Genomic DNA, 20,718 nt, shown 5'->3' with positions numbered 1-20,718 from the left:
GGGAGCCGCTGGCGCTGACGGCTCGTCAGGTCGAGGCGATCGGCTCGCTGCATCTGGACGGACTCCGGGTGCTCCCCTATGAACGCCGCTATCGTCGAGGCTTCGCGCCCAAGCATGCGATTGGCTACATCAGCCAGCATCCCGATCGGATCGAGCAAGTATACAGCAAGCAACTCGCGGAGGGCAGCATTCGCCGGACCGACCAGATCGGCGGGGCCGGACTGGAGCTGTCGCTGGACGCGCTGCTGCGCGGTCTGGGCGACTCGGCTGTCCGGTATTATACCGATGGTCGCCGCACGCCGCTGCACGGTCTCGACGCGCGCATCCGGCAGCCCGCCAATCCGTACTACCCGCTAGCGGTTCGGACGACCCTGGACCTGCCGCTGCAAAATCGTCTGGAGCAGGTGCTGGACCAGGCGGGACTGAAGAAAGGCGCGGTTGTCGTACTTGATGCCCAGACAGCCGATGTGCTGGCGATGATCTCCAGGCCGACCTTTGATCCATTGCGCCTGGAGGAAGAGGAGGCGGCGTGGGCAAACCATGCATTGATCGCCCAGCCGCCGGGCTCGCTCTTCAAACTCGTGACCGAGGCATCCGGACTGGAGCATGGACGACTCGATCCGCGGGAGAGCTTTCATTGCGACGGCCATTACGGCCGCTATGGGCTCACCTGCTGGAAGGATGGCGGCCACGGCACGCTGTCGCTGCAGGAGGCGCTGGCGCAGTCCTGCAACGTCGCATTCGCGACGATCGCCGAGCGTCTTACCTCTGATGAGCTGCAGCAGACGGCGGATCGGCTGGGCCTTGGGCGACGGATCAGCTGGGCCTCAGAGCAACCGATCGCGCCGCTCAAGCACCCACTGCGCCTGTTGGGCGAGGAACAGGCCGGGGCGGTCTTCGCCGAGCCGCCACGGGGGCGCGACGGAGGCCAGCTGGTTCAGACGGGGATCGGACAGCGGGATGTGCGCGTGACGCCGCTGCAAGCGGCCAATCTGATCGTCACGCTGCTGCACGGCGGCGAGGTGCAAGCGCCGCGATTGGTAAGCGAGATCCGTTATGCCAACGGACAGCGGATGATGAGCTTGCCCGCACAGACATCGCCTTCGGCCTATGGACAGATCGCGCCTGCGACCGCTGCGGCGCTGCGACGCGGCATGGAGGCCGTCGTCGCCGAGGGAACCGGGCGATCGATCCGTCAGGGCGTCTGGCCTGTCGCAGGCAAGTCCGGCACCGCCCAGGCGTTCGTAGACGGTCGTCCCCGCAACCATCATTGGTTCGCGGGCTATGGTCCGGCAGCAGCGCCGCGCTATGCGGTCGCCGTGTTGTCGGAGGATCACGCGCCAGCCGAGAGCAACCAGGCGACCGGGCTGTTCCGGCAGGTCATGGATACGCTGGCTGCCCTGGAAGCGGAGCGGGAGCAGGAGACAGCGGCCAGTCGCAGGGATGAATTGACGCGCCAAGCTAACATACGCCCGGATAAGGGACGATAGGCTGTCACACGCTGGCCGCAGCTTGTCGACGGACAACAAGCCCCTTCTGCCGCACGCACCTGCGCGCTGGAGAAGGGGCTTGTTCGAGCGGCTTATGAAGCTGTTATAGCCGCGCTGTTATGGCGTCGGCAACGGTCCTTTGCCAGCGGCAGGACGGGGAGAGTCGCCGCCTGTGTCCTGGAGCGATCCTGCCGGGCCGGAGCCGCCTGTTGGTCCGCTCGGCGGCTGCGGCGGTCTGGGCTCCTCGTCGAATTCGTCGAGCGGCGCCCGTATCCAGCGATGCAAGTAGCCTTGCGTGTACAACGCCTTGATGAGGATGACCAGCAGCGGTGAGATAATCAGGCCAGCGACGCCAAACAGCGACAGCGAGATGATCATAAACACGAACATCGTAAAGGCGGATACGCCCAGCGAATCGCCTGTAATTTTCGGCTCCAGAATCTGTCGCGTGACGAGCACGACGAGCAAGAGGACGGAGAGCGAGATCGCCAGTCCGGTCTGACCGACGATGAACAGGTAGACAATCCATGGCACGAAGACGGTGCTGACGCCGAGCAGCGGCAGCAGGTCGAAGACGGCGGCCAGCGTCGCCACCGAGAAGGCGTTGTCGACCCGGAGGAAGAGCAGGGCGACCAGGATGACGACGAAGGTGACGGAGATCAGCTTGAACTGAGCCTTCAAATAGGCAGTGATGCCCTTAAAGACGTTTTCCTTGAGGAAAAAAAACGCATTTTTAAACGTCTTTGGCGTCTTCTCCTGCGCTGTCTGGCGCCAGTCCTTGATCTCGATGCTCAGGAAATAGGCGAGAATGACACCAATGCCGAAATTGAGCAAAAATGAGGAGAACGAGGTGAGAAACTTCGTCGTCCAGGTCAGGAAGCCTGCGGCGATGCCGGCGCCCCAGCTCGTCACATAGTTAATGATCTGGGTTGAATTCTCGGTAATGTCCGGCGGCAGCGTCTCGTAACGCTCCGACAGGTATGTACTGATCGCGGCGACTTGCTCGCCGATCTGCTCCTGGTACTTGGGCAGCATCTCCACAAGATTGGTGATCTCGTTGGTGAGGACAAAGCCGGCGCCGACAAAAGCGCCCAAAATAATGACGCTGAAAAACAAAATGGAGACGGCGGAAGCGATCGATTTTTTGATGCCAAGCTTGTTGAGCCGCTTCGCCAATGGTTCAATGACCATAAAAATAAGGAAGCAGAGAAAGATAGGGGTGGCAATTTTGTACAAATAGCTGAAGGCAAACATAATCAAGTAGACGGTCAACGCGATCAGACCGATGTCAAAAGCCGTTCGCCAGTACTTTTTATAAAACGTCAGCATGCTCTTCCTCCTTGATTAATTATCATACTGATTGTACTACACTTTCAAAAAGGATGCCTATTTATTGTTCGGGTATGATACAATATTTAGGTATGCTCGTTAGGCGTCTGTTTGGGGAGAAGCCCGACGTAAACCAGGATCGCGGGGAATTTGCATATGGAGAGCTTATTGCTTCTGGGTTTTTATATTTTGACCTTTTACGCCTTTCTTCCTGGCTTGATCAGCCGGATCTTTGGCTTCCGCGTCTTCAAGCGGGGCAAGACCAAGCGGGAGATTGCGCTTACCTTCGATGACGGACCGGACCCGACCTATACGCCGCAACTGCTTGATCTGTTGGCTCGTTACGACGCCAAGGCGACTTTTTTTGTGGTCGGGGCCAATGCCGAACGGCACCCGGACCTGTTGCGGAGGATGAAGGACGAGGGTCATGTCATCGGTATTCATAATTATGTGCACAAGACCAATTGGTTCATGCGTCCGGCGACGGTCAAACGTCAGATCCACCAGACGTCGGAAGTGATCCGCAAGGCGACGGGCGTCCGTTCGTCCTATTACCGACCGCCGTGGGGCATCGTCAATCTGTTCGACTTCTCGAATCTCGGTCATCTGCAGATTATCCTCTGGTCGGCGATGTTCAATGACTGGCGCCAACGCGTCGGCGTCAAGCGGCTCACCAAACGGCTGATGAAAAAGCTGAGGCCGGGCGAGGTGCTGCTGCTCCACGATTGCGGCACGACCTTGGGCGCAGACGAGCACGCTCCCGCTCATATGCTGGAGGCGCTCGAGACGTATCTGGAGGAAGGAAAGTCCCGCGGGTATCGGTTCGTGCATATCGAGGAGATGATCGAGATCTCCGATCAGATGCGTGCGCGTCGCTTCGAGCGCTTGCGGGAGCAACTGGAGCATCCGCCGAAGCGACCTCGCATCGGTCTGCTCAAGCGTATCGCGGTCGCCCTGTGGCTAGGCTGGGAGCGGGTATTCCAGGTTCTGTTCCGCGTGAAGCCGGTGAAGGGGGATGCGATCTTCCACTACCGGGTGCGCAAGTATCAGGGCGAGACGTTGCAGCTGACAGACGGAGAGGAGATCCGCAAGGGCGATGAAGTAGTGGAGCTGCATCTGGATAACGAGAAGCTGTTCCAGACACTCTCCTCCTCCGGCTCGGTCATTCGGATGGCCATCTACGTTGTGCGAGAGGTAGGGCGGGCGATGCCCAAGCTGGCGAGCGAGCTGGCCGGACGACCGGAGCTTGACCATGTCAAGGGACTATACGGGATCAGCATGATTAATCGCGGCTCGCAGTCGTTTGGCTTCAGCACGATTGATCTGCCGCCGGGGATGTTCAGTCGCTTCACACGCATCTATCTGAGTCTGCTGCTACGGGTGCTGCATCCTGGCGGCGGTCAGCGGGTACGGGAGAAGAAAGAAACGTTGGTGCCCCGCATCATCGCGATGTCGATGACGGAGTTCCGACGACGGTATCCGGTAGCCGCAACGCCGGGCACCCGGAAGCGCTCTGCCGACGTTTCGCCGTCGAAGACGCTGCCGAGCCAGTTGGAACCGCTAGACAAGGCCGCCAGGGAGCTTACACCCTAGGCGGCCTTGTCTATGCCGGCGATGGACGGAATAGAAAATGGCGATGCAGGGAGGAGCTCCCTTGGCATCGCCATTTGTTTGTTATTAAGCTTATGCGAAGTCCGTGCGCGGGCGAGGCGTCAGATCTTCATGACGCCGCCCGTGCTGGCGGAGGTGACGAGCTTGGAGTAGCGGGCCAGATAGCCGGTCTTGATCTTCTGCTCGAAGCCCTTCCAGTTGGCGCGGCGAGCGGCCATCTCTTCGTCGCTGATGAGCAGCTCGATCTTGCGGTTCTCCAGGTCGAGCTCGATGATGTCGCCATCCTCGATAAAGGCGATCGGTCCGCCCTCGGCAGCCTCTGGCGAGATATGGCCGATGCTGATGCCGCGCGATGCGCCGGAGAAGCGGCCGTCGGTGATCAGGCCGACCTTGGCGCCAAGGCCCATGCCGACGATTTGCGAGGTTGGAGCCAGCATCTCAGGCATGCCTGGTCCGCCCTTCGGTCCTTCGTAGCGGATGACCACGACATGGCCTTCCTTGACCTTGCCGTTGGCGATGCCGTACAGCGCATCGTCCTGGGAGTCGTAGCAGATAGCAGGGCCCTTGTGATAGCCGCCGACGGACTTGTCCACCGCGCCGACCTTGATGATCGCGCCGTCGGGGGCGATGTTGCCGAACAGGACGGCCAGGCCGCCGCGCTCGCTGTGCGGGTTGTCGATCGGCCGGATGACATCGTGATTGAGGATCTCATGGCCGGCCGCATTTTCGCGCAGCGTCTTGCCAGTTACGGTGATGCAGTCGCCGTGCAAGGCGCCTTCCTTCTTGAACAGCTCGTTGAGGATCGAGGTTACGCCGCCTGCATTATGCACATCCTCGATGTGGTAATCCGAAGCCGGAGCGATCTTCGCCAGATGCGGCACGCGCTCGGCGACTTCATTGATGCGAGCGACCGGATACTCAAAGCCGGCCTCATGCGCCAGCGCCAGCGTATGCAGTACCGTATTGGTGGAGCCGCCCATCGCCATATCGAGAGCGAAGGCATTGTCGATCGCTTCGATCGTTACGATGTCGCGCGGCTTGATGTCTTGCTTGATCAGCTCCATCAGCTGCTTGGCCGACTGACGGACGAAGTCGCGACGCTCAGGCGCGACAGCGAGGATCGTGCCGTTGCCTGGCAGCGCGAGTCCAAGACCTTCAGCCAGACAGTTCATCGAGTTGGCGGTGAACATGCCGGAGCAGGAGCCGCAGGTCGGACAGCCATACTGCTCGAGCTCGAGCAGACCGGCGTCGTCCAGCTTGCCCGCCTGGTGAGCGCCTACGCCCTCGAAGACGCTAGAGAGCGAGATCGATTTGCCGTCGGAGGTTTTGCCAGCCTTCATCGGGCCGCCGCTGACGAACAGCGTCGGGATATTGACGCGCAGTGCGCCCATCATCATGCCCGGCGTGATCTTGTCGCAGTTCGGGATGCACACCATACCGTCGAACCAGTGCGCGTTGACGACCGTCTCGAGCGAGTCTGCGATGATCTCGCGGCTCGGCAGCGAGTAGCGCATGCCGATGTGGCCCATTGCGATGCCGTCGTCGACGCCGATCGTGTTGAACTCGAACGGCACGCCGCCCGCTTCGCGGATCGCTTCCTTGACGATTTTTCCGAATTCTTGCAGATGCACATGGCCCGGTACGATATCGATGTATGAGTTGCAGACCGCGATAAACGGCTTGCCGAAATCTTCTTCCTTGACGCCGGCTGCCCGCAGCAAGCTCCGGTGAGGCGCGCGGTCAAAGCCTTTTTTGATCATGTCTGAACGCATTTTTGTTGTCGACATGGTTGTCCCTCCTATAATAAATGTCCATACCCACCAGTCTATCATATCCACACGTTGCTGACTAGGCTTGGGCCCCAGGCAATGAGCGGCAGCAGCGGGAAGCAAGAACAGGCAGGAACGAGAGGAAGAATAAGGAATCCGATGTAACCTGGATGTTAAATAATTGGGTGATCCTTCTTGAATCGACACGAATTCGACAATTGCGTCATTTAAGCTGACACAAAACGGTTTACTTACAGGAAACGGTTGCTTTATAATGTAGCTATCCGATTGATAATGAGGTGACTATTCTTGCATTTGACGGAACGAGAGAAAGAAAAGCTGCTCATCACGATCGCTGCGGACCTGGCCAGACGACGGCTCAATCGCGGCGTCAAGCTCAATTATCCCGAAAGCGTCGCGCTCATCACCTCGGAGATTCTCGAAGGCGCGCGGGACGGCAAAACGGTCGCCCAGCTGATGGAATATGGCACACGCATCCTTACCCCGGAGCAGGTCATGCCGGGCATCCCGGAGATGCTGCATGAAGTGCAAGTGGAAGCAACGTTCCCCGATGGCACGAAGCTGGTAACGATCCACAATCCGATCTGAGGCGGAATCGGCCGCAAGACGCAGCAGAAATGATACGAGAGCTATAGCGAGCCGCAGTAGGCGGCGATTCGGGAGGGATGGCATGATACCGGGTGAATACAGAACGGCTGCAGGCAGCATCGAGCTAAACAGCGGACGCAGGACGGCCGAGTTGCTCGTCGTCAATACAGGCGATCGTCCGATTCAGGTCGGGTCGCATGTGCATTTTTTTGAGGTGAACCGCGGTCTCTCCTTTGAGCGGGAGCGCGCATTCGGGATGCGACTGGACATCCCTGCGGGTACGGCCGTACGGTTCGAGCCGGGCGAGGAAAAGCCGGTCGGACTGGTCGAGCTGGGCGGGCGCAAGCTGTCCTACGGACTGAACAATCTGACCCAGGGACCGGCGGTGGCCGGGGCGATGAGCGACGAGGTGCGCGAGCGTCTGGCACGGTGGGAGGCGGGGTCATGAGCAGGATGGACCGCAAGAGCTATGCCCAGATGTTCGGCCCGACGACAGGCGATGCAGTACGGCTCGCCGATACCGGACTATGGGCCCGCATCGAGCGGGACTATACGGTCTACGGCGACGAGTGCAAGTTCGGCGGCGGCAAGGTAATCCGCGACGGCATGGGACAGTCGAGCGGCGCGCTGCGCAGTGACGGCGTGCTCGATACGCTGATCACCAATGCCGTCGTCATCGACCATAGCGGCATCTACAAGGCTGATATTGGCCTGCGTGACGGCATGATCGTCGGCATCGGCAAGGCTGGCAATCCCGATCTGATGGACGGGGTGGACGAGCATATGATCGTCGGAGCGAGCACGGAGGTGATCGCTGCCGAGGGCAAGATTGTCACGGCTGGAGGCATCGACGCCCATATCCATTACATCTGCCCTCAACAGATCGAGACGGCGCTCTCCTCGGGTGTGACGACGATGATCGGCGGCGGCACTGGTCCGGCTACCGGGACCAATGCGACCACCTGCACGCCCGGCGCCTGGCATATGCGCCGGATGCTCGAGGCCGCCGAGGAGTTCCCGATGAACCTCGGCTTCACAGGCAAGGGCAATGCTTCGTTCACAGGCCCGCTCATCGAGCAGATCGAGGCGGGGGCGATCGGGCTGAAGCTGCATGAGGACTGGGGCACGACGCCGGCAGCGATCGATGCCTGTCTGCAAGCCGCCGACCAGTACGATGTGCAGGTAGCGATCCATACTGACACACTCAACGAGACAGGGTTCTTGGAGGATACGCTCGCGGCGATCGATGGCCGGACGATCCATACGTATCATACGGAGGGAGCGGGAGGCGGCCATGCGCCGGACATCATCCGGGCGGCGGCCGAGACCAATGTGCTGCCCTCCTCGACCAATCCGACGCGCCCGTTCACGGTCAATACGATCGAGGAGCATCTCGACATGCTCATGGTGTGCCACCATCTGGATAGCCGCATCCCCGAGGATGTCGCCTTTGCAGACTCCAGGATCCGCCCGGAGACGATCGCCGCCGAGGATATCCTCCACGACATGGGCGTGTTCAGCATGATCAGCTCGGACTCGCAGGCGATGGGACGGGTGGGCGAGGTCGTCATCCGCACCTGGCAGACCGCCGACAAGATGAAGACGCAGCGCGGACCGCTAGCGCCTGACGACGAGAGCGGCGACAACTTCCGCATCAAGCGCTACATCGCCAAGTACACGATTAATCCGGCGATTACCCACGGCATCTCGCATCTCGTAGGCTCGCTGGAGGTCGGCAAGTTCGCCGATCTGGTCGTCTGGACGCCGGCCTTTTTCGGCGTCAAGCCCGACCTCGTGCTGAAGGGCGGCAGCATCGCCTACGCCCAGATGGGCGACCCCAACGCATCGATTCCTACGCCGCAGCCCGTATTCGGGCGGCCGATGTTCGCGGCGTTGGGCAAGGCCAAGTACAGCAGCTCGATCACATTCGTCTCCCAGGCTGCCTACGATCGCGGCATCGCCAGCGAGCTGGGGCTGCAGAAGCGGATCGAGCCAGTCAAGGGCTGTCGCACCGTTACCAAAAAAGACATGGTCCACAATGCCGAAACGCCTCGCATCGACGTCGATCCCGAGACGTATCAGGTGCGCGTCGATGGCGAGCTGGCAACCTGTGAGCCGGCCGAGGTCGTGCCGATGGCGCAGCGGTATTTCCTGTTCTGATGCGGGAGCAGGCCTATATGCCGATGGACCCGGCTATCGCCTGGCTGGCGCTGCAGCAGCTGCTTGACTCGGCGCTGCCGATCGGCGGCTTCTCGCACTCCTTTGGCCTGGAGACGCTGGTCCAGGAAGGACGGATACGCACAGCCGAGCAACTGGAGCGCTACACGACGGCGATGATGCTGCAGAGCTGGGCGCCCGCCGACGCGATGATCGTCAAGGCAGTATACCGGGCCGACGGCGATGACCGCTGGGCAGACGCGTGGGACGTCGAGCGACTCGTCCATGCGCAGCGGCTCGCGGTCGAGACGCGCACCGGCATGGAGAAGATGGGACGTCGCCTGCTGAAGCTCGCCGAGGCGATCTTCCCCCAGCTCGATACCCGTCAGCTGACTCGGGCCGCAGCAACCGGCGAGGCGCTGGCAACCTATCCGCTCGTCTACGGCTGTCTATGCGCAGCGCTTGGCATTCCGCTGGAGCGATCGGTGCAGGGCTATCTGTACAACAGCATCGTCACCTCAATCGGCAGCGCGCTCCGGCTGATGGCGATCGGCCAGACCGAGGGTCAGGCGATCATCGCCCGCTGCGCCGCGCGCACGCCGGCCGCCTGGGAGCTGGTGCAGGCGATGGAGCCCGAGGACGCCTGGTCCGATATGCCGCTGGCGGAGCTGGCGATGATCCGGCACGAGACACTATATTCACGCTTGTTTATGTCTTAAATGAAGCTAATATTCAAGCTGCCGAAAACAGCCGAAGAGGCACGGGATCGAATCCGTAGAAATGATCAAATGGAGGAATGCGATATGTGTCAAGGACAAGGACATACCCATCATCATGGCGGCTGGGAGGCGCCACAGATTGTCGGTCAGGGACCGCTGCGAATCGGCATCGGCGGGCCGGTCGGCTCGGGCAAGACGGCGCTGGTCGAGGTGATCGCCCGCGAGCTGAGCGGCAAGTACAGTCTCGGCGTCATCACCAACGATATCTACACCAAGGAGGATGCCCGCATCCTGCTCGGCACCGGCGTGCTGCCGGAGGAGCGGATCATCGGCGTGGAGACCGGCGGCTGCCCGCACACGGCGATCCGCGAGGATGCCTCGATGAACTTCGAGGCGATCGAAGAGCTGCAGAGCCGCTTCGCGGAGCTAGATGTCATCTTCATCGAGAGCGGCGGCGACAATCTGGCGGCGGCATTCAGCCCGGAGCTGGTGGACCGCTTCATCTACATCATCGACGTCGCTCAGGGCGAGAAGATCCCGCGCAAGGGCGGCCCCGGCATCATGCGCTCCGATCTGCTGCTCGTCAACAAGATCGACCTTGCCCCCTATGTGGGCGCCAGTCTGGAAGTGATGGAGAGCGACACCAAGCGGATGCGCGGGGACCGTCCGTATGTGTTCTCCAATCTGCATGGCGGCGACGGCGTCGGGACGATCATCGACTGGATCGAGCATGAGCTGGCCCATGCGCGCGGCGTGGAGCATACCCATCATCATCACGCTTGACCCCCATCCGCTGCACAGCTCGGAGCTGCGCGCCCGCTTCCGCCAGCGGCAGGGACAGACGATCCTGACAGACAAGTATCATACCGCCCCGATCAAGATCGCCAAGACGTTCCCGCTCGAGGAACAGCTCGCTGCGATCGTTATGGATGTGTCGCCTGGGCTGCTGAGCGGCGATCACTATACGTTTGACTGGCAGGCAGAGGCCGATACGCGGTTGTACCTGACCAACCAGAGCTACACCAAGGTTCATCCATGTCCGCCGGAGGGCCGGGCGTCGATGCGGCATTCGTTCGCGTTGGGGCCGGGCGCGCTGGTGGAGAGCATGATGGAGCCGCTTATGCTGTACAGGGATGCGGCACTGCGCAACGATACGGAGGTGCGGCTGTCGCCAGGCTCCGTCTGGATGCAGATCGAGGTGCTGTGCCCCGGGCGCACGCATCGGGGCGAGACGTTCCGCTACCGTCTGCTGGATAACCGGCTGCGCGTCTATTATGGGGAAGAGCTGATCTTCGCGCAGCGGCAGCGCGTCGAGCCGGATCGCCATGATCTGCGCGCGCCGGGAGCCTGGGAGGATATGACGCATACGGGCACCTTCTATGTATTCGCCGATCGGATCGCGCCAAGCCATGCAGAGGCGGTGCGCGAGGCGTTGGAGCAGCTCCCGCTGCGGGACGGAGAGCTCGTCTGCGGCGTGTCGCTGACGCATCGACACGGGCTGGCTGTCCTAGCTGCCGGACGCGCTGCATGGCAGCTGCAGGAGGCGCTTGAGCTTGCATGGCGCACTGTCCGCCGAGAGCTGCTGGCGTTGCCGCCGCTCCAATTCCGCAAGTAGAGGCGCGTTCATGACCTTCCGATCATGCTACACTTGGCCAAAGATTGCGACTGCGGGCAACTCGCGATATAATAAGAGGCTAATAGGTATCAAGCCAGGCGGCTGACGGACAGCTGCTCTTGCACGAAGGAGACATGTCATGGCAGCTCATAGCCGGCCCAGTGATAGGGATCGCAAGGAAATGATCGCGCTCGATGAAGCTTTTCGTCAGTTGAAAAAGCTCATCGCAGCGGAATGGGATAAAGAAAGCATCAATGGACTCGGCGTGACGCAGGCGCGAATCCTCATCATCCTCTCCGAGAGCGGACCGCTCAAGGCGTCTGCGCTCGCGGAGATGTTGTTCGTCACATCAGGCGCGGTGACGGGTCTGGCCGACCAGCTCATCGAGATGGAGCTGATCCGACGCGAGCGGTCCCAGTCGGACCGCAGGATCGTCCTGCTCAGCATCACCCCTGCGGGGCAGGAGCTGGTCGAGGCCATCCATAACAAACGGATCGGCATCATGGAGCGTCTGGTGCGCGACCTCGACGAGGCTGAGGTCGACGAGCTGACCCGGCTGATCCGCAAGATGGTCACCTCGCCTCGATAGAGCGAGAGGACGATTGTACAGATGGGCTGCATGGATTAACGAAAAAACCCCTTGCCGGGTATGAAGCGGCAAGGGGTTTTTTTGCGTAGTCGCCCGGACACTTAACTATCTTCTTCGGATACGCCAAGCGCTTTGTTTTTCGCTTTGAATTTACTATTGTGCGAGGAGACATAGGCCATCTTCAAAGCTTCCGGCTCCATATACAGTTTCGCACTATTCACAGCCAGTGCTGCATCCGTAAAAGCACCTGCCATTAGTGTCAGCTTGCTACGATAGTTTGCTGAATCGCCAGCGACAAAAATACCAGGTATCGCGGTGGCCAATTTCTCGTCTACCTGGATACTCCATGGATCCATCTCCAGCCCCCATTTTGCGATGCCGCCAAAATCGCCACGCAAACCGTGGTTCACGATAATCGCGTCTACCTGCAGCCGTTCGCTGACAGCCTCCAGTGCGCCTTCAGCATTAACTTTGGCAATCGAGACTTCCGCTATGGACTCGCCGTTGCCGTGAAGCTGTGCAATCGCGTGTCCGGTGAGAACCCGGGCGGAAGAGGCCATCATTTGCTTGACGTTCTTCTCATGGCCGCTGAACGTCTCTCGCCTGTGAACGACAGTTAGGCTGGCCGCGATGGGTTCGAGCGCATTGGCCCAATCCACTGCCGAATTCCCTCCTCCGGAGATGAGAACATGCTTATTACGGTAGACCTCCAGCTCCGTTACGGTATAATGCAGATTACTAACTTCATAGCGATCTGCTCCCTCTATATCCAGCTTCGCCAGCTTAAGTACGCCGTAACCGAGCGCCAGCACCAGCGTACGCGTAAGATGACGTTCACCCGTCGTCGTGGTAAGCAGCAGCGTCCCATCTTCCTGACGCTCCAACTCGGATATTTCCTGCCTCAGGACGATCTCGGGATCGAAGGTCTGGGCTTGCTGGATCATTTGCTCGATTAGTCGCTCGCAACGAATTGGCGTCATGCCGCCGACATCCCAGATCATTTTCTCCGGATAGATCAATAGACGCCCACCTAGTTTGTCTTGCGCTTCGATCAGTTTGGTCTTCATGTCGCGCATGCCGCTATAGAAAGCAGCATACAACCCTGCCGGACCACCACCTACAATGGTGATATCATACAATTCGAGAGCTTCTGTCATTTCAGCTTCTCCGTTTCCAGCATGACCTTCACAACTTTTTCCAATTGGAGGTCCAACGAAAAAGGATCTTCCATGACGAACTCATCGCTTTTCTCTCCCGAAGAGCCATAGGCATAGACGTTGCCGTTCTTAACGGCAGGAAGCGACTTCCAAAGCTTGCTGTCTAATACGGACTCACTGCCCTCATCATCGGCCCCATAAAGGAAGATATGATCGCCTGCGTACTCCGAGAGCACCTCCATGGATATCATCTCAAATCCTTTTTCCATATCCATAGCCTTCTGTGTGGGCGGAAGTTCCAGCATTTGATAAATGGTTGAGCTCCCGTAGTTGCCGCCTTGCGCGGCAAGCACGTATAATCCGTTCCAGCCAATCTGAATAATGGAGACGGTTTCTCCCTCTTTAATGATGTCCTTAATCTGCACCTTAGCTTCTTCTACTCGTGCCTTGTATTCACTAATCCATTGCTCGGCTTCCTGTTCCTTGCCGAATATGGAGCCAATCGTGCGGAATTTGTCCAATGGATCCGGAGTCGTGAGCTCCTCCCAATAGGGAACAAATAGGGTGGTGCCGATTTTCTCGTACTGTTCACCGTTCTCATTAATGGAGCTGATAATCAGATCGGGATCCAGTGACGCCAGTTTTTCCAGATTCATAGGAAAATCACCGAGATCTTCGATTCCATCCAGCACCGTCTGATCGATCCCCGATTTCTCCAGCCAGGCTTCTTGCAGCATGAATGTCCTTACACCTACGGGAACAATTCCCAGCTTCAGCAAGTGTCCCATATATTGATCGGCTGCGACGCGCTGCGGATTGGCGGGAATTTCAACATCGCCCTTGGCAGTGGACACAATACGTGTCTTTTGCTCCGCTGGCGCGCTTTCGGCCGCAGTGGTCGTTCCGGTTTCTGCATTGCCCGCGCCACATGCGCTCATAAGTAAGGTCATGCTCATGGCCAATGAGGCGAAGGCCAGTTTTGTTCTTTTCTGCATGGATAACTCGCTCCCTAATCTATATTGATAATGATTTTCAGTATCAGTATAAGGGAGGCCAAGCTCTGCTTGAAGTGCAAATCCTTGCATAAGCTTGGGCAAATCCAGATCGTTGACTTGAGGTTTCCGATAACGGGCAGGGGGCAGTCCGATCTGTTTTTTGAAGCTGCGGCTGAAGGAATGGGCATCGGGAAACCCAACATGCTCTGCGATCTGCTGCAAGGTTGCATCGGTTTGTTGTAACAGTTTGCATGCTTTGGCCACACGCAGATGATTCACATAGTGCATGGGGCTGACGTTCCAACGTTGTTTGAATTGCCGGGATAAGTGTCCTTCGCTGCACTTGAACACATTGGCAATGGCAGCAAGCGTAAGCTGTTCCTCATAATGCGCTTCGATATATCCTCTCGCCATAACAGCGAAATCGGAAGGGGGACGCTGAAATTTCTGTTCCTCCCACTGCAGGTTGCTTTCGTAGAGGAACCGATAAAAAACCGACTTTACCAGCATTCGGGATAGCTCTGTCCGGGTACTCCATTCACTGTACATCTGCTCAACCATCTCCAGCAGCGTGATCGGGCGCGCGGGTACGAATGCATACCGCTGAATCAATGGAACATCGGGGGCTGCTGAATTTGTTAGCTCCTGCTCTCTTAGAAGAACAGGTAGTGGCTTGTACAGAACGATATAATAATCCAGATCTTCTTCCGCCCAAATCGTAATTCGGGCTCCTTTGCCTCCATGAAACAGGTGAAATCGTTTTATATCATGTGGCTGATGGTCCAGCCAGATTTGCGCTTGGCCACGCACGGAATAAATAAACGCGCAGGCAGGCAATTGATAATCGACCAGACGCTCGCCTTGCTCCATTAGGCTATGTCGTATATCCACAATATGCAGATAAGAATCGTTCCACAGTCGGACTTGTTCATGATTAGTCATCTCTTTCTCTCCTGACACATCGCTCTATATTCATTATAGGTGATAACATTTCTCAATTAAAGTCAGCACCGGAACCAAAATTATTCTCGACCAGGCGTCCGGCGTGTTCCAGGCGGACTGAATCGCTTTGTAACAAACGAAAGGCTCGCACAGGCAGGGGATTACGACTACCCCCACCCAGTACGAGCCTCTACTTCAATTCCACCGGGCTAACCGATCAGGATATGATCCTCCGGGTAGCCGATCTTGGAGGTGCGTTTCTTTTGCGCGAGCGCAAAAGCGAGCGTCAACGGTCCAAGCCGTCCGGCGAACATCGTCAGCATGACGATCACCTTGCCCACCGGGGACAGCTCGCTCGTCAGTCCCATCGACATCCCCGTCGTGCTAAAGGCGGAGGTCGCCTCGAACAGCACCTCGAGGAAATGCTCCTCCAGCATGCCCTCCGAGATCGTCAGCAGCAGCGAGACGAGCAGTACGACCCCGAGCGAGCTCAAGACGACCGCGAGCGCCCGCATGACGGCATCTGGGGCAATCCGACGGTCGAACGCGTGGATCTGGCCTTGACCGCGAAAGGTGTTCAAGGTGGCGAGCACGAGCACGACAATCGTGTTGATCTTGACACCGCCGCCGGTGCCGCCCGAAGCCGCGCCGATGAACATCAGGATGATCAGCAAAAACTGCGATGTTGTCAGCATGCTCGCGATATCGACCGTATTGAAGCCGGAGCTGCGGGGCGTCGCTCCTTGGAACAAGGCCGCCCACACTTGATCGGAGCCATCCAGATGTCCGAACGTCGCCGGATTCCAGCTCTCCAGCAGGTAGATGAGCAGGAAGCCGGCAACAAGAAGAGTCCCCGACCCGAGCAGTACAACCTTGGAATGAAGCGACAGCTTGCGCCACGAGCGCTTGCGGAACACCTCGACGACGACGATATAACCAAGCCCGCCGATAATGAAGAGCAGGATAATCGTCAGGTTGACGATCGGATCGCCGGCATGACTCGACAAGCTATCCGACCATAAGGCGAAGCCGGCATTGTTAAAGGCCGAGACCGAATGAAACAAGGCGTAGTAGGCGGCTTGTCCAAACCCCATGTCCGCCTGCCAGCGCAGCGTCAGGATCACCGAGGCTAACGCTTCGAACGCAAAGGCGATGAGCACCATGTAGATCGACAGCTTGACCAGTCCTTGCGCCGACGAGGAGTTGGTCGCTTGCTGGAGGATGAGTCGTTGCTTCAAGCCGATTCGCTTGCCGAGCACAATCGCGACCATGACCCCGAGCGTCATGAAGCCGAGCCCTCCGATCTGGATCAACGCCATGATGATGACTTGGCCGAACGTAGTAAAGGTGCTGCCGGTATCGAGCACGACCAAGCCGTTTACGCATACCGCCGAGGTTGCGGTGAACAAAGCATTCATGAGTCCAATTGACTGGCCGCTGGTCGAGGCATGCGGCAGCATCAGCAGCAGCGCGCCGATCCAGATCAGACAGAAAAAGACGAAGATGATGAGCTGCGGCGGACTGGTGCGGTTTTTGAGCCGCTCAACCAGCGCGACGAGCAGGTCAAACGCTGCGGAGCGATCCCTCTTACTGCTCATAGTCATCTTCCAGTTCGCGGATATCCTCATTGCTGCCGATCATGATCAAGACATCGCCGGTATAGACGAGGTCCTCTGCCTTCGGCGAAATATTCATATAATCGCCTGTTTTGACCGCCATCACCGTACAGCCGTACTTGGCGCGAATATTCAGCTGCGCCAGCGATCTGGCATTCATCGAACGAGGCGCCTTGAACTCGACGAGGTTGTACGTAGGCGAGAGCTCGATAAAATCGATCAGATTGTCGGAGCTGAGCTGTTTGCCGAGCCGGGCCGCCATATCACGTTCGGGGTAGACGATATGGTCTGCTCCGACCTTGCTAAGGACCTGGCCGTGCATCTCGTTGTTCGCTTTGGCGGTCACTTTGGGTACCCGCAGCTCCTTGAGCAGCAGCGTCGTCAGAATGCTCGCCTGCAGGTCGTCGCCGATCGCGACGATGGCATGCGTAAAGTTGCTGGCTCCCAGCTCTCGCAGCACCGATTCGTCCGTACTGTCTGCCTGGAGCGCGTGGGTCGCATGATCGGCGATGTCCTGTACCAGCTGCTCGTTTTTGTCCACCGCCAGCACTTCATGGCCATTCTTGACTAGGGTGCGGACCAGACTCGTACCGAAGCGGCCGAGTCCGATGACGATAAATTGTTTTTTCATTGCGCTCAGATCCCTTCTCTGCTGTGCAAGGTCGTACGGCGGTCGCTTCGACTGGCAGCGCTGCATCCGTCCTGCGAGGAATTATCGTCCTCATACTAAGACAAACGATCTCAAATGTAAATATGACCCTATCAAAATATTATATCCTTATCGGCAGACATCCTTGCAGATGTTGATTTACCTGATTAATTCCCTGGCTAGAGGCATAGAAGTCATAAGGCTTACGACCTAATTTCTATATATCCTGATGATGCAGAAGATGGTATTATTATGAACTAGATGCTCTTATGTCCAAAGTGCGGAAAACAATCCATGGATAATCAAGGCAGCTAATTGACAATGAGGAGGCATAAGAGTGAAAAAGAAAGTAGGCATTTTGGCTGGCGTTTTGACGTTATGTTTGGGGGGCGTCGTAAGTGCGGCGGGGATTTGGGGAAGCTACAAGGGCAATGATATTATCCGACTGACGGTGGAGGGAGTTCCAGTCCAGGTGGCGGATGCGCCAGCTATCAATTACGATAACCGTACGCTCGTGCCACTGTACCTGCTGCAGCAAGCAGGACTGGAATACAAATGGGACGGCGCAACCAAGACGGTAGACATCCAAAAGCCAAAAGGGGTATCGCCAGAGGCTCACGAACAGTCGCTGGACAAGGCCAAGTTGTATGCGGAAATTGCGATGCAATATCGGGCGCTAGAGGCGCTTGAAGACGGGATCGATCTTGAAGTTACGTATGCGATGCTGATGGACGAAGAGGATTTTGCCCTGGTATCCGATCCGTTCGAGGAATCTCGGCAAAAGTATAATGATATCGTTGATAAAGTCAATGCGTTGACAAGCTGGATGCAGCGCTACAATGAACGTAACGATCTGAAGCAAATTCTCTCGAAGTATGCGGATGCGCTGAAGGCGCATGATGCTTCATATGAGAATCTGAAGAAATATCATAAAACCGAGGTGGAAGCTGATCTGAATTCCTATTTTAGCAATCGAAGCCGAGGCGATTCGCTTACGCTGGATGCAGGCGAGAAAGCAAATCGGGGCGTTGAGAAATACATGGAACTTATGACAGATATCCAATAAACCATAGCCACCCCGCTGTTTCGCCGATAATTGGCAAGCAGCGGGGTGTTTTTTAGAATCAAGCTTTACGTAATGTATCCACCTCGTGACTCAAGCATATTTAAGACGAAGTCCTTCGAGCTGAGCCCAGGCCGGCGCCCATTTGGGCGGGCCGTATTTCTCGATGTAGCCGAGCCGGTTGACGAGGCTGCCCAGGTCGTACTCGGCGTGGAATCGTTTCAGCAGCTCCCAGGTGGCCAGCACATCAAAGTCGGCGCGATGGCCTTGGGAGAGCTCGATGCCGTATCGGTTGCACATCTCCTGCAGCGTATGGGGGTATGTATGATAGAGCCGGCTGATCGTCAGCGTATCGATAAAGTGGTTGCTGAAGGAGCGGCCGGCCAGCCGCATCAGCGTATGGTGCAGGAAGCCGAGGTCAAAGGCGGCATTATGAGCGACGATCAGATTGGAGCCGATCATCCGATTCAGGATGCGAAACGCCGTCTCCTCGTCCATGCCGCCCTCAAGCATCGGCGAGGTAATGCCGGTAATCTCGGTAATCTTGGGGGCGAGCGGTCCGTCGAAGCGGATGAGCGTATTGAACCGGCCGACGATCTCGCCTTTGTCGCAACGGATCGCGCACATTTCGATGACGCGGTCGCGGACCGGATCGAGACCGCTCGTTTCAAAGTCGAGTACAGTTATATTGTCCAGCTGCATCAGTTCACCTTCTGTTCATATCATAGTCGTTAAGGATTCAGAGTTCTGAGTACGTTTTCGACATAGGCCAGACATTTCCTGCCGTCCTGGCACAATTTACAAAGCGGACAAGGGCGATTAGAATAGGAATGTTGCATAATTTGTCGAAAAGGGAGTTAGGATGATGAAGAAGGCAAGTCTCTGCCTGATCCTATGCCTTGGGCTGCTGCTGCAGGCCGGGTATGTCGGAGCGGCAGCCAAATCGTACGGACTGGTCGATGAACAGCATAACCGCACCTTCGTGCCGATCCGTCTCGTCGGAGAAGCGTTCGGCGCGCAAGTCGCCTGGGATAAGCCCAACCAACGGGTCGATATAGCCAAAGGCGATCAGCGCATCCGTCTCTATGTCGGCAAGCGCGAGGCGCAGCGCGGCGATCAGTCGATCACGCTGGAGGCGGCGCCGTTCGTCGAGCGGGGCGTCACCTATGTGCCGCTGCGGTTCGTAGGCGAGGCGCTTGGCGTCTCGCTCGAATGGCGGTCCGAGCTCGGCGCAGTCGTCGCCGGCAGCGGCGATCATCTGCTCAAGCTGCCGGTCGTGCCGCGCGGGTCGGCCCCGGAGCAGCAAGCGCGGATCATCTCCAGCAAAAAAACCTTTAAGGTAGGCCGCCAATCGTTCGAGGTGCAGATGCTCACCGTGACGCTGCTGCATCCGCAGGTTAATCTCGGGGTTGGACTGGCAGGCGGCGAGGTCGGCAAGACAGAGCCGCTGAAGTCGATCGCCTCGCGCTATCAGGCGCTGGCGGCAATCAACGGGACGTTTTTCGACGCGTATACCGACCAGGCGCACAAAACGCCATACGGGTATGTGGTCCATAAAGGAGAAGTGGTGAAAAAGGCTTCGGGCGATCCGCGCACCGTACTCGTCTTCGACCAAAACAACAACGTCGAGTTTATCCCCGGCGACGATTTTACCGATCGCTTCGCCAAGGGCGATCTGGTCGGCGCGCTGCAGGCGGGGCCGCGACTGGTCGTCAACGGACAAGTGTCCCACCCCGATCTGAATGGCTTCCGCGATCCGAAGATTCTGACGAACGGAGGGGCTCGCAGCGCTGTTGGCCTCACCCGCGATCACAAGCTGATCCTGCTCACCTCGCGGGGAGCGACGATCCCGCAGCTCGGGCAGCTGATGAAGCAGGCGGGCGCGTACCAGGCGATGAACCTCGACGGCGGCGCCTCCAGCGGGATGTATTACAACGGCCAGTATCTGACGACGCCGGGACGGAATATTAGCAATGCATTGATTGTGTATTAAGATAGCGGGGCTGGAGCCATGACGGTTTCGGCCCTTCACCATGAATAAAGGAGGCATCGCATTATGCCGCATCTTGTTATTCGGGGCGTAGCCCCAGATCGCCTGCAAGAAGCCGCTCCGCAGCTCGTCGAACAGCTGGCGGAGCTTTGCCAGTGCGGGACCGACAACTTCACGATCAACGTTATGCACACGACTGCTCTATGGGGCGGCCCGCCGCAAGAGCCGCCGTTTGCATTTGTCGAGGTCGGCTGGTTCGAGCGGGGAACGGCGGTTCGCGACCGCTTCGCCCGTATCGTCACTGACACTCTAAGCGGAATAGGCTTGGCAGACGTCGAGGTGGTGTTTGTCGCGTATCGCGAGGAAGATTACTATGTCAACGGGGTTGCCGTGAGCGCGGAGTAAGGCGTCTGAGCAC

The 20,718-nt window shown here is 58.1% G+C and carries 19 protein-coding genes; 12 read left to right on the top strand and 7 right to left on the bottom strand.

Annotation, left to right across the window (positions count from 1 at the left end):
* Nucleotides 1–1,490, top strand: a 1,490-nt coding sequence (locus PA598K_RS24890) for a peptidoglycan D,D-transpeptidase FtsI family protein (protein ID WP_148091988.1), incomplete at its 5' end; no start/stop codon positions are given.
* A gap of 117 nt (nucleotides 1,491–1,607) precedes the next feature.
* Here PA598K_RS24890 and ytvI read toward each other — a convergent pair.
* Nucleotides 1,608–2,819 carry a sporulation integral membrane protein YtvI gene (ytvI, locus tag PA598K_RS24885; RefSeq protein WP_128659559.1) on the bottom strand — a complete coding sequence of 404 codons (1,212 nt, stop codon included), beginning with the start codon at nucleotides 2,817–2,819 and terminating at the stop codon, nucleotides 1,608–1,610.
* Between the two features lie 156 nt (nucleotides 2,820–2,975).
* Here ytvI and PA598K_RS24880 point away from each other — a divergent pair, with 156 nt between their 5' ends.
* Nucleotides 2,976–4,412 (top strand): polysaccharide deacetylase family protein, encoded by a 1,437-nt coding sequence (locus PA598K_RS24880; RefSeq protein ID WP_128659558.1) that lies wholly within the window; start codon nucleotides 2,976–2,978, stop codon nucleotides 4,410–4,412.
* Nucleotides 4,413–4,531: 119 nt separating this feature from the next.
* Here the strand turns inward: PA598K_RS24880 and ilvD are convergent, their stop codons facing one another.
* Complete coding sequence (gene ilvD, locus PA598K_RS24875) at nucleotides 4,532–6,217, bottom strand: dihydroxy-acid dehydratase (protein WP_128659557.1); 1,686 nt, start codon at nucleotides 6,215–6,217, stop codon at nucleotides 4,532–4,534.
* A gap of 291 nt (nucleotides 6,218–6,508) precedes the next feature.
* Between ilvD and PA598K_RS24870 the strand changes: the two genes are divergently transcribed.
* The 7 genes from PA598K_RS24870 (at nucleotide 6,509) to PA598K_RS24840 (ending at nucleotide 11,888) form a co-directional block, all read left to right on the top strand.
* Nucleotides 6,509–6,808, top strand: coding sequence for an urease subunit gamma (locus PA598K_RS24870; protein WP_128659556.1), 300 nt, complete (start codon nucleotides 6,509–6,511; stop codon nucleotides 6,806–6,808).
* An 82-nt stretch (nucleotides 6,809–6,890) separates the two neighbouring features.
* The gene (locus PA598K_RS24865; protein WP_128659555.1) at nucleotides 6,891–7,256 is read left to right on the top strand and encodes an urease subunit beta; all 366 of its coding nucleotides are present in this window, start codon (nucleotides 6,891–6,893) and stop codon (nucleotides 7,254–7,256) included.
* The gene (gene ureC / locus PA598K_RS24860) at nucleotides 7,253–8,968 is read left to right on the top strand and encodes an urease subunit alpha (protein ID WP_128659554.1); all 1,716 of its coding nucleotides are present in this window, start codon (nucleotides 7,253–7,255) and stop codon (nucleotides 8,966–8,968) included. The genes PA598K_RS24865 and ureC overlap by 4 nt, the downstream gene beginning before the upstream one ends.
* 17 nt (nucleotides 8,969–8,985) lie before the next feature.
* Complete coding sequence (locus PA598K_RS24855) at nucleotides 8,986–9,684, top strand: urease accessory protein UreF (protein WP_307719895.1); 699 nt, start codon at nucleotides 8,986–8,988, stop codon at nucleotides 9,682–9,684.
* An 84-nt stretch (nucleotides 9,685–9,768) separates the two neighbouring features.
* Nucleotides 9,769–10,467, top strand: a complete 699-nt coding sequence (ureG, locus tag PA598K_RS24850) for an urease accessory protein UreG (RefSeq protein WP_128659553.1) — start codon at nucleotides 9,769–9,771, stop codon at nucleotides 10,465–10,467.
* Entirely contained in the window at nucleotides 10,427–11,299 is an 873-nt protein-coding gene (locus PA598K_RS24845; protein WP_128659552.1) for an urease accessory protein UreD, read from the top strand. The genes ureG and PA598K_RS24845 overlap by 41 nt, the downstream gene beginning before the upstream one ends.
* Nucleotides 11,300–11,438: 139 nt before the next feature.
* Entirely contained in the window at nucleotides 11,439–11,888 is a 450-nt protein-coding gene (locus PA598K_RS24840; RefSeq protein ID WP_128659551.1) for a MarR family winged helix-turn-helix transcriptional regulator, read from the top strand.
* Between the two features lie 101 nt (nucleotides 11,889–11,989).
* On the opposite strand, the gene PA598K_RS24835 is transcribed toward PA598K_RS24840, so the two are convergent.
* The 4 genes from PA598K_RS24835 to PA598K_RS24820 all read right to left on the bottom strand — a co-directional run bounded on the left by PA598K_RS24835 (nucleotide 11,990) and on the right by PA598K_RS24820 (nucleotide 17,229).
* Nucleotides 11,990–13,045, bottom strand: coding sequence for an NAD(P)/FAD-dependent oxidoreductase (locus PA598K_RS24835; RefSeq protein ID WP_128659550.1), 1,056 nt, complete (start codon nucleotides 13,043–13,045; stop codon nucleotides 11,990–11,992).
* Nucleotides 13,042–14,982 carry an AraC family transcriptional regulator gene (locus PA598K_RS24830; RefSeq protein ID WP_128659549.1) on the bottom strand — a complete coding sequence of 647 codons (1,941 nt, stop codon included), beginning with the start codon at nucleotides 14,980–14,982 and terminating at the stop codon, nucleotides 13,042–13,044. The genes PA598K_RS24835 and PA598K_RS24830 overlap by 4 nt, the downstream gene beginning before the upstream one ends.
* A gap of 209 nt (nucleotides 14,983–15,191) precedes the next feature.
* Nucleotides 15,192–16,580, bottom strand: a complete 1,389-nt coding sequence (locus tag PA598K_RS24825) for a TrkH family potassium uptake protein (protein WP_376739073.1) — start codon at nucleotides 16,578–16,580, stop codon at nucleotides 15,192–15,194.
* Entirely contained in the window at nucleotides 16,570–17,229 is a 660-nt protein-coding gene (locus PA598K_RS24820) for a potassium channel family protein (RefSeq protein ID WP_128659547.1), read from the bottom strand. The genes PA598K_RS24825 and PA598K_RS24820 overlap by 11 nt, the downstream gene beginning before the upstream one ends.
* Nucleotides 17,230–17,584: 355 nt before the next feature.
* Between PA598K_RS24820 and PA598K_RS24815 the strand changes: the two genes are divergently transcribed.
* Nucleotides 17,585–18,313 carry a stalk domain-containing protein gene (locus PA598K_RS24815; protein WP_128659546.1) on the top strand — a complete coding sequence of 243 codons (729 nt, stop codon included), beginning with the start codon at nucleotides 17,585–17,587 and terminating at the stop codon, nucleotides 18,311–18,313.
* 90 nt (nucleotides 18,314–18,403) lie between these two features.
* Here PA598K_RS24815 and PA598K_RS24810 read toward each other — a convergent pair whose 3' ends face one another.
* Nucleotides 18,404–19,012, bottom strand: a complete 609-nt coding sequence (locus PA598K_RS24810; RefSeq protein ID WP_128659545.1) for a 3'-5' exonuclease — start codon at nucleotides 19,010–19,012, stop codon at nucleotides 18,404–18,406.
* Nucleotides 19,013–19,175: 163 nt separating this feature from the next.
* Here PA598K_RS24810 and PA598K_RS24805 point away from each other — a divergent pair, with 163 nt between their 5' ends.
* Together PA598K_RS24805 and PA598K_RS24800 are read left to right on the top strand one after the other, a co-directional pair.
* The gene (locus PA598K_RS24805; protein WP_128659544.1) at nucleotides 19,176–20,303 is read left to right on the top strand and encodes a phosphodiester glycosidase family protein; all 1,128 of its coding nucleotides are present in this window, start codon (nucleotides 19,176–19,178) and stop codon (nucleotides 20,301–20,303) included.
* Between the two features lie 63 nt (nucleotides 20,304–20,366).
* Nucleotides 20,367–20,705: a DUF1904 family protein gene (locus tag PA598K_RS24800; RefSeq protein WP_128659543.1), complete on the top strand. Its 339-nt coding sequence runs from the start codon at nucleotides 20,367–20,369 to the stop codon at nucleotides 20,703–20,705.
* Nucleotides 20,706–20,718 lie beyond the last annotated feature (13 nt).

It is taken from the genome of Paenibacillus sp. 598K (assembly GCF_003851045.1).
GTDB lineage: Bacteria > Bacillota > Bacilli > Paenibacillales > Paenibacillaceae > Paenibacillus_D.
The sequence above is the reverse complement of the archived record's forward strand: the minus strand, read 5'-3'. Positions and strand labels throughout refer to the sequence as shown.